At 63.7% G+C, this 13,454-nt stretch carries 11 protein-coding genes; 2 read left to right on the top strand and 9 right to left on the bottom strand.

Going from position 1 to position 13,454, the window contains the following annotated elements; all coding sequences use genetic code 11:
- Positions 1–120 precede the first annotated feature (120 nt).
- The 3 genes from FJ974_RS09680 to FJ974_RS09690 form a co-directional block, all read right to left on the bottom strand.
- The gene (locus tag FJ974_RS09680) at positions 121–1,176 is read right to left on the bottom strand and encodes a succinylglutamate desuccinylase/aspartoacylase family protein (protein ID WP_140530057.1); all 1,056 of its coding nucleotides are present in this window, start codon (positions 1,174–1,176) and stop codon (positions 121–123) included.
- A gap of 86 nt (positions 1,177–1,262) precedes the next feature.
- On the bottom strand, positions 1,263–2,639 hold the full coding sequence (locus FJ974_RS09685; RefSeq protein WP_140530058.1) for an FAD-containing oxidoreductase: 1,377 nt from the start codon (positions 2,637–2,639) through the stop codon (positions 1,263–1,265).
- Complete coding sequence (locus FJ974_RS09690) at positions 2,636–3,097, bottom strand: DUF4126 domain-containing protein (RefSeq protein WP_140530060.1); 462 nt, start codon at positions 3,095–3,097, stop codon at positions 2,636–2,638. Before FJ974_RS09690 ends, FJ974_RS09685 begins: the two co-directional genes overlap by 4 nt.
- 133 nt (positions 3,098–3,230) lie before the next feature.
- On the opposite strand from FJ974_RS09690, the gene FJ974_RS09695 reads away from it, so the two are divergent.
- A complete protein-coding gene (locus FJ974_RS09695) occupies positions 3,231–3,788 on the top strand; it encodes a sugar O-acetyltransferase (protein ID WP_140530062.1) in 558 nt (185 codons plus the stop codon).
- On the opposite strand, the gene FJ974_RS09700 is transcribed toward FJ974_RS09695, so the two are convergent.
- A complete protein-coding gene (locus tag FJ974_RS09700) occupies positions 3,775–4,785 on the bottom strand; it encodes a helix-turn-helix domain-containing protein (RefSeq protein ID WP_140530063.1) in 1,011 nt (336 codons plus the stop codon). The genes FJ974_RS09695 and FJ974_RS09700 overlap by 14 nt on opposite strands.
- Positions 4,786–4,908: 123 nt before the next feature.
- On the opposite strand from FJ974_RS09700, the gene FJ974_RS09705 reads away from it, so the two are divergent.
- Positions 4,909–5,550: a cysteine hydrolase family protein gene (locus FJ974_RS09705; RefSeq protein WP_140530065.1), complete on the top strand. Its 642-nt coding sequence runs from the start codon at positions 4,909–4,911 to the stop codon at positions 5,548–5,550.
- A 159-nt stretch (positions 5,551–5,709) separates the two neighbouring features.
- Here FJ974_RS09705 and FJ974_RS09710 read toward each other — a convergent pair whose 3' ends face one another.
- From FJ974_RS09710 to FJ974_RS09730, 5 genes are all read right to left on the bottom strand, one after another.
- Positions 5,710–7,389 carry a formate--tetrahydrofolate ligase gene (locus FJ974_RS09710; protein WP_140530067.1) on the bottom strand — a complete coding sequence of 560 codons (1,680 nt, stop codon included), beginning with the start codon at positions 7,387–7,389 and terminating at the stop codon, positions 5,710–5,712.
- Positions 7,390–7,702: 313 nt separating this feature from the next.
- Positions 7,703–8,821 (bottom strand): DUF2333 family protein, encoded by a 1,119-nt coding sequence (locus FJ974_RS09715; RefSeq protein ID WP_140530068.1) that lies wholly within the window; start codon positions 8,819–8,821, stop codon positions 7,703–7,705.
- Positions 8,822–8,836: 15 nt separating this feature from the next.
- On the bottom strand, positions 8,837–10,135 hold the full coding sequence (locus tag FJ974_RS09720; protein ID WP_181177014.1) for a DUF6638 family protein: 1,299 nt from the start codon (positions 10,133–10,135) through the stop codon (positions 8,837–8,839).
- Between the two features lie 225 nt (positions 10,136–10,360).
- The gene (locus FJ974_RS09725; protein ID WP_140530070.1) at positions 10,361–12,271 is read right to left on the bottom strand and encodes an AAA family ATPase; all 1,911 of its coding nucleotides are present in this window, start codon (positions 12,269–12,271) and stop codon (positions 10,361–10,363) included.
- 24 nt (positions 12,272–12,295) lie between these two features.
- The gene (locus FJ974_RS09730; RefSeq protein ID WP_140530072.1) at positions 12,296–13,444 is read right to left on the bottom strand and encodes a hypothetical protein; all 1,149 of its coding nucleotides are present in this window, start codon (positions 13,442–13,444) and stop codon (positions 12,296–12,298) included.
- Positions 13,445–13,454: the final 10 nt, after the last annotated feature.

Below are 13,454 nucleotides of genomic sequence, written 5' to 3' on the forward strand. Positions count from 1 at the left end.
CGAACCGGCCGCTGTCAGCGAGCCCACCACCAAATGGTCTTGTTCGAACGCATGTTCATGCCGACTCCCATAGCGGTGAATAGCCGGCCACGCAACTGGATTTCGTCCGGATGGTGAAGCTCAGTCCTCCAGCGTGCCGGATCGCGCGTCGGCGCTCTTCCTGTCGCCGGCGAGCTTCAGAAGGTCTTCACCGGCACGGATGATGCGGCGTGAACGCCTGGTCAGGATCAGGCCTGACTGCGGGGCGAGCACCTCGGTACGGCCGCCCATTTCGCCAGGCGCGTGGACGATGGTGGCGAGCCGCGCGCCCTTCTCGACGCGATCGCCGGGTTTGACGTCGTAAAGGATCGCGCCGGCCCTGGGCGAGGGCATCATGTCGATGTTTTCGAGCGGGATGACGGCGCCGCCAAAATTACCCGGCCTGGCGACCGATGGGTCCTGAATGACGCCGCGCGCCACCAGCAGGCGGTAAAGGCCTTCGGCATCGGAAGCGGCAAGCGCGCCGTCGACATCGAGAATGCCGCGATATTCGACCGTGGTGACGACGCGCCGGTCGAAGCGCGCGATACTCGCCGGGACGTTCTGGTAGGGCATGATGGAGGCGCCCTCGAAGGTGCCGTCGGTGTCCTCGCTCCACAACACCACGGCATCGGCGCCCATGGCGGCCGCGCAATCGGCCATCGCCGGCCACAGGCTGGTGTGGATGTAGAGATAGGCGAGGCCCTCGTCGTCGCAATGCAAATCGAGCACGATGTCGTGGCCGAGCGAAAGCTGCACCAGCCGCGCCTTCAGCCGCTGATCCGCTCCGCCAAACGTAGTGTCCGGCAGGAGCTTGATATCCGGCGCCGCAAGCAGCGGAAAGCCGCGGTTGAAATTGGTGCGGGTGCCGAGGTGGAAGCGGCCCTGATGCTCACCGAAATGATATTGCGCGCGGCCGATCGGATTGGCCCAGGGCACAATGGTTATTGGGCCTTTGATGCGGCCTTCCGCTTCCGCCCTGGCAAGCATCGGCATCAGCGCGTCGATGGCGACGACGCCCGGCAATTCGCCGGCATGGAGGGCGGCCTGCAGATAGGCCGATGCTGCGGCCTTGTCCGTTCCGTCGAAGCGCAGGACCGGGAATTCGTAAACTGTGCCCTCGCTGTCGCCAGCGATGCGTTCGATCGTCTTTTGCATAAGGTGCCTCCGATGGAGAGGCCAGACATGCATGTTTGTTGCGGGACTGTCGAGTGGTCCAGCCGGGCCGGGCGGCTGATCCGGTCTCAGGTCAGCGGCTTGAGCTCCTGGGCGATGGTCGGCAGCAGTTCCGAGACGTTGGGGTGGATGTGCATTGCCCGCGCGAGCGTCGAGATCGGCGCCTTGGCATACATCAGGTCGAGCACGCAGTGGATCGCCTCATCGCCGCCCGGCCCGAGCACCGAGCAGCCGAGGATCTCGCCGGTATCGGCATCGGCAAGGATCTTCATGAAGCCCTGAGTCTCGCCCTTTTCGACGGCACGGCTGACACGGGTCATAGGCCGCTGGCCGACCAGCGCCCGGCGGCCGGATTTTCTGACCGCCGTTTCCGTCATGCCGCAGCGGCCGAGCGGCGGATCGATGTAGAGCGCATAGGCCTCGATGCGGTCGCTGACCTTGCGCGGATCGTTGTCGAGCAGGTTGGCGGCGACGATCTCGTAGTCGTTGTAGGAGGTGTGGGTGAAGGCGCCCTTGCCGTTGCAGTCGCCCATCGCCCAGATGCCGGGGACGCTGGTGCGCAGCTGGTCGTCGACGGTGATGAAGCCGCGCTGGTCGACCTGAACGCCGGCCTTGTCGAGGCCGAGATCGTCGGTGTTGGGGGTGCGGCCCAGCGCCAGCAGCAGATGCGAGCCGACCGCCGGCGGCTTGCCGGCGGAGAAGGTCACGGCGACGTCGTTGCCTCGCCTTGCGAAAGCGATGTCGTCGGCGCCGAGATGGACCGCGATGCCCTCATTTTCGAAGATAGACAGGATGGCGGCCGAGACGTCTTCGTCCTCTCGGCCGATCAGCCGGGGGGCTTTCTCGATGACCGTGACCTCGGAGCCGAAGCGGCGGAACATCTGCGCGAATTCGAGCGAGATGTAGCTGCCGCCGACGACGACCAGATGGCGCGGCAGCACGTCGAGGTCCATCATCGAGGAGTTGGTGAGATAGGGCACGTCGTTGATGCCGGGCAGGTCCGGCACCGAGGCCCGGCCGCCGGTGTTGAGGAAGATTTTTTCGGCAGTCAGCAGATCGTCGCCGACACGCACGATGTTGGCGGATTCGAAGCGCGCATGGCCGCGATAGAGCGTGCACTTGTCCATTCCGGCAATCCAGTCTTCCAGCCCGGTGCGGGAGGCGCCCGAGACCTTGTCCTTGCGCGCTTTGATCGCCTTATAGTCGACGCCGACGGGCCTGCCGAGCGTCACGCCATAGTCGGCGGCGCGCCGCGCCAGATGCGCGGCGTAGGCGCTTGCCACCATCGTCTTGGTCGGGGTGCAGCCGGTGTTGACGCAAGTGCCGCCGATGAGCTTGCGCTCGACCAGCGCCACGCTCATACCGGCCGCAGTCAGCCGCCCGGCGAGCGGAGTGCCGGCCTGGCCGGCGCCGATGATGATGGCGTCGAAGGTCTTTGCCGTCATGCCACGGCCGCCACGATCAGCAGGCCGCCGACGATCGCCACCGCATCCTCGACAAGGGCTGCGGGCAGATCCTTGCCGAACGCGGCCGCCAGCCGGGCGCGCGCCTCGGCGCCGCCGAGCGTGCCGATCACCGCGCCGATGGCGCTGGCAATCAGGCCGCCGATGGTAGAACCGCCGGCCGCGCCCAGCACCGCGCCGGCGAAGGCGCCGGCAACGATGCGGCCGCCGAATTGCTGCGGCACTTTTCTGCTTGGGGTCGACGGCAATTGGTCGGCGATAAGCTCGACGATCGCCAGGATGGTGAAGATGCCGACGGCGATCCAATGGCCCATGAAGCTCGCCCAGGTGCCGGCGAGCGGCAGCCAGCCGAGCCAGGCGCCCCAGGCGACAACGGCCGGCGCGGTCATGGCGCGCAGGCCGGCGACCATGCCGATCAGCAAAGCAAAAAGATAAAGCATGATCGACCCCTCAATCGCGGACCGGGACAGCCCACACTAAGGCAGGCTAGCATAGGGCCGGCTTTTGACCAGCGGGCTTTTCCATGGAACGAGATTTTGCTTTGGCGCCGCAGGCAGGACGGGAGACGCAGCCATGACCACGAGCGAACGCATGAGGATGGCGGCGGGCGAGTGGTACACTTGTATCGATCCGGAGCTGGAAGCGTTGCGCGTTGTCGCGGGCGATGCTGTGTTCGAGCACAACAGCCTGCCGCCCCGGCAGCGCGGAGACATCGGACCGGCCTTGCGGGCGCTGCTCGGCGGCGTCGGCGAGCGCGCGCGCATCGAGGCGCCATTTCACTGCGCCTACGGCTTCAACCTGTTCCTCGGCGACCGCGTCTTCCTCAATGCCGGCTGCACCATCCTCGACACGGCGCCGGTGCGCGTCGGCAATCGAACGCTGCTTGGCCCCAATGTGCAGATCTATTGCGCCGAGCATCACCGCGAGGCCGCCGGCCGGCGCGCCGGACTGGAGATCGCCAAGCCGGTAACGATCGGCGACGATGCCTGGATCGGCGGCGGCGCGGTGATCCTTGGCGGCATCGGCATCGGCGAGGGCGCCATCGTCGGCGCAGGGTCCGTGGTGACGCGCGATGTGGCCGCGAACACGACGGTGGCCGGCAACCCGGCGCGGGTGATTACGCGCCGTTGAGCGCGTCCGCAGCCGTGTAGGCCCGACCGTTGCCCGGCCGGGCGCTTCTGGAAAACTCGCGCCTGTACTGCACCGGTGAGGTTTTCAGCCGCGCGGCGAAATGCTGGCGCAGCGAGGTGGCGCTGCCGAAGCCGGCCTCGAAGGCCACCATGTCCATCGATTTGTCGGTCGTCTCGAGCAGCCTTTGCGCCAGCGCGATGCGCTGGGCGGCCAGCCAGTCGCCGAAGCTGGTGCCGATCGTCTTCTGGAAGCGGCGCGTGAATGTTCGGCGGGTGAGACCGGCCGCATCGGCGACGCTGTCCAGGCTGTGCGCTTCGCCGAGCGATGCCCGCACCTGGTCGAGGGCGTGCGTGAACCGGTCGGCGTTCGGCGTCGGCTCAAGCGGACGCTCGATGAACTGCGCCTGCCCGCCTTGCCGGTGCGGCGACAGAACGACGTGCCGGGCGAGCCGAAGTGCGGCCTCGGCGCCGTAGCGGGCGCGCACGATATGCAGGCAGCAGTCCAGTCCGGCGGCGACGCCGGCGGAGGTGATGATGTCGCCGTCGTCGACATAGAGCACGCCCGCATCGACGGCGATGTCGGGGTGGAGGTCCTGCAACTGGTCGGTATAGGCCCAGTGCGTCGTCGCCCTTCGCCCGGCAAGAAGCCCGGCAGCGGCGATGGCGAAGGTGCCGAGGCAAAGGCCGACAATCAGCGCGCCGCGCCGATGCGCCCGGCAGAGCGCGTCCTTGAATTGCGCCTCAACTGGAGCATCGAGGTCCTTCCAGCTTGGAATGATGACGATATCCGCATCGTCCAGCGCCGAGAGGTCGTGCGATACTAAAATGCTCAACCCGGCATCGGTCTGGATGGCCCCTTGTTCGGCAGCGCAGACACGGAAGTCGAAGCGGGGCAGGCCGAGCTTGGTGCGGTCCGCGCCGAACACCAGGCAAGGCACGGAAAGATGGAACGGGCTGATGCCATCGAACGCGACGGCGGCGATGATCGGAGCTTTCATGGCAGGCATCCTTTGACTGAGTACAATGTCCCAATTCTTTCGAATGATGTCAATCGGGCCACTTTCTGTCAGTCGGAGAGCAGCTTAGCCTGTGTCCATCAACGCAGCCGAAAGGAACTCACTATGTCAAAACCCGCCAATCAGCCGAGCCGCGCGCTGATCGTCGTCGATGTCCAGAACGACTATGACGGCGGCAACCTCGCCATCCAGCATCCGCCCTTCCGCGACAGCGTCGTCAACGTGGCGCGCGCCATGGATGCCGCCGCCGAGGCCGGCATCAAGATTGTCGTCGTCAAGCAGATGGCGCCTGAGACCTCACCGATCTTCGCCAAAGGCAGCCATGGCGGCGAGTTGCATCCCGAGATCGCCAGGCGTAGCCGCGATCACTACGTGGAGAAAATGCTGCCCTCCGCCTTCACCGGCACCGACTTAGAAGAGTGGCTGCGCGCCAATGCCATCGATACGATCGCGGTGGTCGGCTATATGACGCATAATTGCGATCTTTCGACCATCATCCATGCCGTGCATATGGGCTTCGCGGTCGAGTTCCTGTCCGATGCGAGCGGCTCGGTGCCTTATGCCAACAGCGCCGGCTATGCCTCGGCCGAGGAGATCCACCGCGTGGTGAGCATAGTCCTGCAATCGCGCTTCGCCGCGGTTCTGAAGACGGCCGACTGGATCGATTGCCTGAAGACCGGCGCCTTGCCGGAACGCGACACGATCTATGCCTCGAACCAACGGGCGCTGGCGCGAAGCGCCGCCTAGACCGGAGCTATGTGAACGACAAGAGGCGCCAAAGCGATGCGGCGCCTCTTGTTGTGGTATGAGACAAGTTCGGTTCCTCGGCGGCGGCTTGAGGAATCCGGGCAAGCAAAAGGCGCCGCAGCAGTGCGGCGCCTTGGTCATTCTCAGCTCGAAGAATGTTTAGAACAACCCTTCGATCTGGCCGGCCTCGTTCAAGAAGATCTTTTCCGAAGACGGCGCCTTGGGCAGGCCCGGCATGGTCATGATCTCGCCGCAGATGATGACGACGAAGCCGGCGCCTGCCGAAAGCCTGACTTCCCGCACCGGCACGGTGTGGCCGGTCGGCGCGCCGCGCAGGTTCGGGTCGGTCGAGAAGGAATACTGCGTCTTGGCCATGCACACCGGCAGGTTGCCATAGCCTGCCTCTTCCCAGGCATGCAACTGGTCGCGGACCGACTTGTCAGCGATCGCTTCGTCGCCGCGGTAGATGCGCTTGACGATGGTGTTGACCTTCTCGAACAGTGGCATGGCGTCGGGGTAGAGCGGCGCGAACTGCGAGGCGCCGGATTCGGCCAGCGCCACCACCTTGTTGGCGAGATCCTCGATGCCGGCCGAGCCCTTGGCCCAGTGTTTGCACAGGATCGCCTCTTCGCCCATCGAGGCGACATAGTCCTTCATCGCCTGGATTTCGGCGTCGGTGTCGGAATAGAAGTGGTTGATGGCGACCACCGCCGGCACGCCGAACTGGCGGATGTTTTCGATGTGGCGGCCAAGGTTGGCGCAGCCCTTCTTGACCGCCTCGATGTTCTCCTTGCCGAGATCTTCCTTCTTGACGCCGCCATTCATCTTCATGGCGCGCACGGTGGCGACGATGACGGCCGCTGCCGGCTTCAGGCCGGCCTTGCGGCACTTGATGTCGAAGAATTTTTCAGCTCCAAGGTCGGCACCGAAGCCGGCTTCGGTGACGACGTAATCGGCGAGCTTCAGCGCCGTCGTGGTGGCAACAACCGAGTTGCAGCCATGCGCGATGTTGGCGAACGGGCCGCCATGCACGAAGGCCGGGTTGTTCTCCAGCGTCTGCACCAGATTGGGCTGCATGGCGTCCTTGAGCAGCACCGCCATGGCGCCGTCGGCCTTGAGGTCGCGGGCATAGACCGGCGACTTGTCGCGGCGGTAGGCGACGATGATGTCGCCGAGGCGCTTCTCGAGGTCCTTGAGGTCGGTGGCGAGGCACAGGATCGCCATCACTTCCGAGGCGACGGTGATATCGAAGCCGGCCTCGCGCGGAAAGCCGTTGGCGACACCACCGAGCGAGGCGATGATCTCGCGCAGCGCGCGGTCGTTCATGTCCATGACGCGCCGCCAGACGACACGGCGGGTGTCGATGCCGAGCTCATTGCCCCAGTAAATGTGGTTATCGATCAGCGCCGAGAGCAGGTTATGGGCGGTGGTGATAGCGTGGAAGTCGCCCGTGAAATGGAGGTTCATGTCGTCCATTGGCACGACCTGGGCCAACCCGCCGCCGGCCGCGCCGCCCTTCATGCCGAAATTCGGGCCGAGCGAGGCTTCGCGGATGCACACGATCGCCTTCTTGCCGATGCGGTTCAAACCGTCGCCGAGGCCGACCGTGGTGGTCGTCTTGCCTTCGCCGGCCGGCGTCGGGTTGATGGCGGTGACGAGGATCAGCTTGCCGTCCTTGTTGCCCTTCACAGATTTGATGAACTCGGCCGAGACCTTCGCCTTATCGTGGCCATAGGGCAGCAGGTGCTCGTACGGGATGCCGATCTTGGCGCCGATCTCCTGGATCGGTTTCTTCCTGGCTGCGCGCGCGATCTCGATGTCGGACTTCACTTCGGCCATGACGGCTTTCCTCTGGATTGGGCGGTGGAGGGTTCGATTATTTGTGCATGTTCGAGGCGCCGCGCGGACGCAAGGTCACGTTCTAACCCTGTCGCTGCCGCGGCGTCAACTTTCATGCAACTATGTTTCCTGTTAAGAAAGAATATTGCTGCTTCCCGGTCGAGCCTTCCCGGGTCTTTTTCGCCCGGTTCGTTGCGCCGTATAGAAGCCAGAGCGGATGCCGTTCCGCCGTCTCAAAACAGCCGCTGAATACGCGAAAAACGACAGAAGCGACGGCGCAAATCCACCATTGCCCGACTGCCGGCAGCCGACGCTACTGGCTCAGCACGTTGCTGATCTCGACCATGTTGGAGCGCACGCGCAGCACGTAGAAGCCCATCGTCGTCAGATGCGTCGGCAGCAGCCAGCCGTCCTCGCGGCCATTGGCGATGATGAAGGGCTGGATGCGCAGCGCCGAGACGAATTGCGCATCCATCGTGTCCCACAGATTCTGCAGGTGCTTTTCCTTGATCACGCCCTCAAAGTCGGCCTGAGCGCCCTTCATGAGCCCGTAATAGGCATAGAGCTGGCCGTAGGCGAACCAGAAGCGGTCGTCGGCGCGGAAATCGAACCAGCCGTCATTGTGGTTCTCGGCGCGCTCCTTGAGGATGGCGGATGTCGAGCCGATGTCGCTGGCGATGCGGTCGATATACTGCTTCAGATTGTCGGCGCGGGCGTCGAATGTCGTCTGGCATGCGGCCAACCGGGCGTTGAAGGAACGCAGATTGCCGACCGCGCGACGATACATGCTTGGCGTCGTCGCGGTCATGCCGTTGCGGCTGATGTACCAGATGGATTCGTCGTATTGCAGCTGACCACGGGCATCCTGGAGATTGCTATCGATCTGCGAGGTGGTGCGCACACGGCCGAGATTGTCGGCAAGCTCGGTCGCGGTGCGGCGCACCGCCTGGTTGATGCCGCGCTGGAAGGAGGCCTTGTTGTCCATCCACGGCGTGTTGTCCCAGTCGATACCGAACAGGCCGAGCTTGTAGAGGACCATCGAGGAGACCCAGGCATTCTGGTTGACGTTGAAGTCGGTCAGGTCCGCGGCCACCTGGGCGATGCCGGAATTGCCGCAGGTCCTCGCCGTATTGGTGCTGGCGCCCGCGGAGACCTGCTCGCCGGCAGAAACGTTGCGCTTCTCGAAAGTGTATTTGTCGGGGTAGTTCGGGTCGAAATTGTTCCACCACTGCGTAGCGTAGAAGAAGTTGGCATAGAGGCCGATCAGCACCAGCAAGGCGAGGCCGACCGCCGCCTTGAGGATCCAGCCGCGCTGCCCATACCAGCGGCCGACCCACATGAACGGCCACAGGATGATGCCGACGACGAAGCCGATCCCGCGGCCGATCCATTGGAAAATCCAGGTGAAGAAATTCACGACAGGATCTAGCATGGCTCTCGTCACCCCTCAGTCAGTCAAGCCGTAAAGGCGCGTGCGGAACGCCACCTTGTCCTTCAAATATGTGGTTTTCAGAACGTCCACAACATGCGATCGCCAGGCGTCGCTGTAGCTGTCATAGTCCTTGTAGAAGCCCGGTTTGTTGAAGACGTAGCGCGACACGAAGTCCTGCGGCACGAAATCCGAGATCAACTGGTTGGTCAGCCAGGCGTCGGGATGGTCGGGCTTGCCGCGCACGACCAGGAAGCGCTGGGGCGGCGCTACGTCCTCGATCTTGAGATGGCCATATTGAGCGATTTCGCGCTTGGCGGCGTTGAGGAAGGGGAAATTGCCGTCCCTGGCGATCAGGTCGGCATGGCCAAGGATCCAGGTCTGCAGCCAGACCTTGTCGACGTCGGTCAGGTTGCGGTTCGGTTCGGCATCGCGGATCAGCGCGCGCACCACCATTTCGGCGCGATGTTCGAGATAGCCGGAGGCTTCGATCCAGGAGGCGCGAGGCAGTTCGATGCGGCCGGTAGCGGCGAGGAATTTGAACACCTTGTCGGCATCATTGATCGAGAGATAGCTCACCTGCCAGGGCCGAGAGCGGCGGAAGCCGGGGGCGGCCGGATCGCTGATCACCGTCGTCATGCCGGGATCCACGAACACGTAGAGCCCGCCGAAATGGCTGGTCCAGTAGGCATTGTGGCGAAAGATCACCTGGTCGGGCACCAGCGCGTTCTCACGGATGTCGCCGCAGACCTTGGCGAGATCGACCATGTGCTGCAGCATGGCGCTGTCGCGCCATGCGTCGGGCTCCTGTTTCAGCCGGTCGACCAGCTTGCCGAGCTCGGCCGCCTTGCCGAGCACGTCCTCGGCCGACAGCACCTTGAATTCGACCTGGCTGATCGACAGCAAATCCTCGATGTCGTTGACCTTCGGAACCGAGTCCTCGATCTCGCCGTAGATAACGTCCTTGATGGTCAACGCGTCGATGGCGCGCTGGTTCTTGGACATGAACTCGAACATCAGCTGCGAGGTGTTGGAGAAGGCGGTGTGAACCACCGGCAGGTCGACCTGAGATGGCGTCAGGATGATGAAGCGGCGATTGACTTCGTTCGGATCGAGATAGTCGTAGTCGCCGCACTCCTCGGCGATCTCGGGCGAAAAGCCGGTGCGGTCGATCTGGAAGCTTCTCAACTTGGTGGGATTGAGACCGAAGGCTGCAAGCGCCTTGTTGTAGCGCTGGATGAGATGCGGCTCGTCCACAGTGAGTAGCCGGCCGTAGATCAGCTCGTTGTCGCGCAGAAGGTCGGGTTTTTTAATCACTATTCCTTCTCCCCGTTCACGGGGAGAAGGTGCCCGAAGTGCGGATGAGGGGCGGGGCAGCCTTCCCTTCTCCCCTTGTGGGAGAAGGTGGATCGGCGCGATAGCGCCGAGCCGGATGAGGGGTGTTCCAGCGGAGTGAAACGCTGGAGTTCCCTGGAGCACCCCTCATCCGTCGCCTTCGGCGACACCTTCTCCCGCAAGGGGAGAAGGGAAGGTCGGCGCAGCTCACGCATTCCACAGCCCCTTCTTCTTCAACTCCTCCATTTCGCGCGCCGCACGCTCGCGCAGGCGCGCATCCCGTAGCAGCTTCTCCACGGCTGCGTCATCGGACTTGTCGGAATACCGGAACTCGGAATCGGCGTATCGGTTGATCTCCTGCATGACCATATCCATCGAGAACGGTCCGCGCAGTTCCTCGATCATCGCCTTCTTGTCATCGTAGCTCTTGTGCATGAAGGCGTCCGGCTTCTCGAACCAGTCGTCCGGCAGCTCGACGTCCATGGCGCGCATTTTTATCGCGTCGGTGACATTCTTGATGGCGCGGCCGGTGAAGCGGGGCTCGGCATCCTTGATCATGTGCAGATAGGTGCCAATGTCGGCCATGGTCTTGGGCTGGCCGTTCTCCTTCATGTAGCGCTCATAGACCCTCACCAGGCCGTCTTCCCGCGGCTTCTCGTGCTCTTCATAGGCTTCCGTCACTGCGCGCTGGATCTCCTGCGCGGCGTAAACTGCGTGGTCGCCGAGCGGTATCTTGTGGTTCTTGCCGGCAAGCAGGACGAAGATGTCGATGTAGTCGTCGCGGCTCTGCGGGCCGTCGACCAGCCAGCGGGCACCGGCGCGCTGGCGCAGCGCATCGTCGACGTTTTCGGGGTAATTGGAAAACATGCCGAACGAGCAGTTGCCGCGCACCACGGTGGAAGCGCCGGCGAAGGCGTCCATCAGCACGCCGGTGATCTCCTGCTGGCCGGCGGACGCACGATCGTCCGAACGGCGCGCCGCCACCTGGTCGATGTCGTCGATGGTGCCGAAGCCGATGGCGCGCGGATTGAGCACGTTGTTGATGAACTGGCGGCAGTTCTGGCCGGACTTGCCCTGGTAGGACGAGATCTGGTCGACGCCGAAATTCTCATAGGCGAAGGGATAGCCGGCGACCTGGCAATAGCCGTTGAGGAGGCCGGCGATCATCTGGATCAGCGTCGTCTTGCCGGTGCCTGGCGCGCCGTCGCCGATGAAGGTGAAGAGGAAGCCGCCGAGTTCGACGAATGGGTTCAGCTCGCGCTCGAAATCATAAGCCATCAGCATTTTCGCCAGCTTGATGGACTGGTATTTGGCGATGTGGTTGCCGACCACCTCTTCCGGCGTCTTGAAGGTCATCACCAGCGGCTTGGCGCGCTTGCCGGGCGCGACGTCGAAGCCGTCGAGGGTGAAGTCGTCGACATTGATGCGGATATGGGCGTTCTCGAACGGGCCGATGCCGTCGAAGCGGCCCTTGCGCGCCAACAGCCCGTCGATGGCGACGCGGGCAAAGGCGCGCGCCCTGGTCATCAGGTCGGCGTCGTCTTTCGAACCGGCGATCGCCTTGTCGAGGCCGGCGACGACCGACTTCACCGCATCCTGCGGTGTGTCGAACAGGAAATCGGGCTCGGGGATGTCGTTGGGTGCCTCACCGTCGCTGTCGATCAACTGGAACAGATAGGAGGCGAAGCTGAAGGCGGAAACGTAAGCCGAGGCCGACAAAAGCTTCTTGAAGGTTGCTGCCTCATCGCCTTCGAGCGGAGCACGGACATTCTTCGCCTGCAGGCTTTCGAGGTCCGAGCCCTCGGCAAAGACATCCGAGATCGCCAGCGCGATCGCCAAGCCGCGCCGGGCGCGGAACAAAAGCGTATGCTGCGGAATGCTCATCAGCTGGTCGTCGGGATGGATCGCCGCGACCGTCTTCGTCAGCTCGACCTCGCGGGTGCGGCGCACGGAGCCGACCGAAACGGTCGAGACGAAGCGACGGTTGGTGCCGGCCAGCGCGGTGCCGGATTCGCGTGCCGGATCTTCCACCACGATGATGCGGGTGATGAAGCTCTGCGCAACGGCGCGGTGCTTTTCGATTGCTGCTTCCGAGATCGTGGTCAGGCCGGTATCCATGAAGGATGCTCCGCGGTTTGACGGTCACACATCGCTGATGACCTGCCCCTTGGACAGGATGTGGACCTTGTAGCCGGAAAAGATCTTCTGCGCTTCGCCCTCGGCATAGAGCGCCTGGTAGGCCTCATGCGGGATCAGCGCGTGGTTCTCGTAGCTCGACACACCCTGGCGCGCCGCTTCGAGATCGTCGGTGTTGATGAAGAATTCCTGCGTCGTCTTCTCGCTGGAGAACAGGCCCTTGCGGCCAGGCTTCTCGCTCTTGGAATAGACTTCCTGAATGGTCCAGGTGAGCAGCCAGGCATTCTCCGGCTTGCGCACCTTGGCCAGAACCTCGGTCACCGTCGAATTGTTTTCGGTGATGCCGGCTGAATAGAACGGGCCAAGCACGACGCGGCGAAGCTGTTTCGGGTGCAGCGGCTCGAAATCCTTGTCGAGGTTGACCGCGATGGTCACCGGCGACAGCGTGTAGGCGGAATTCTTCTCCGTGAAATCGTCGAAACGATGCGCAAGCTCGGGATTGAGCAGGCCATCCACTGGGAGCGGGATGTCGACTCGGTCGCTGAGCTTGCCGGTGTTGCCGTCGACGAGCTGGCGCACCATGCTCTCGGAGGAGTCCTCCACCGTCACCATGTAGACGAGCGGCAGGTTGGCGCTGCCGTCGAACGAGGCCCAGTGGACGAGGTAATAAGGTCGCATGGTCTTGGGATTGACCGAGACCTTCGCCGTCTGCGCCAGGATGAAGGGGCCGAAGGTCGCCTCGCTCCTGACGTCTTCCAGATAGAGCCGCTCGGCCATCGACTTCTGCAGCGCGTCGGGAAATTCCTTGTGGCGCAGTATGAAGTCGGCCATCTCCTCGCGCAGTTCATCCGCCTGCGGGATGTTGGCCAGCCGCGCCTCGGCCTGCCGGCGGTCGTTCTCCAGTTCAAGCAGGTTCTGGAACACCGGATAGCCGCTGTCGGCGCGCGATATGCGAAACGTGTCCATGAAGCCGAGACGGTTGCGCCAGCAGGCAAAGGACGTGTCCAGCCGGGCGATGTATTCGGCGACGATCCTGGCGACGATGCCGTGCCGGTAGAGTGGCGAGCGGTCGTCGCGCATGAACACTTCGAGCCCGCTCAGCGCCGCCGTGATGGCGGAAAAATAGCGCACCGCCGCATCGTTTTCGGGGGTCATGCCTATGTGC

Source organism: Mesorhizobium sp. B1-1-8, from assembly GCF_006442795.2.
GTDB lineage: Bacteria > Pseudomonadota > Alphaproteobacteria > Rhizobiales > Rhizobiaceae > Mesorhizobium.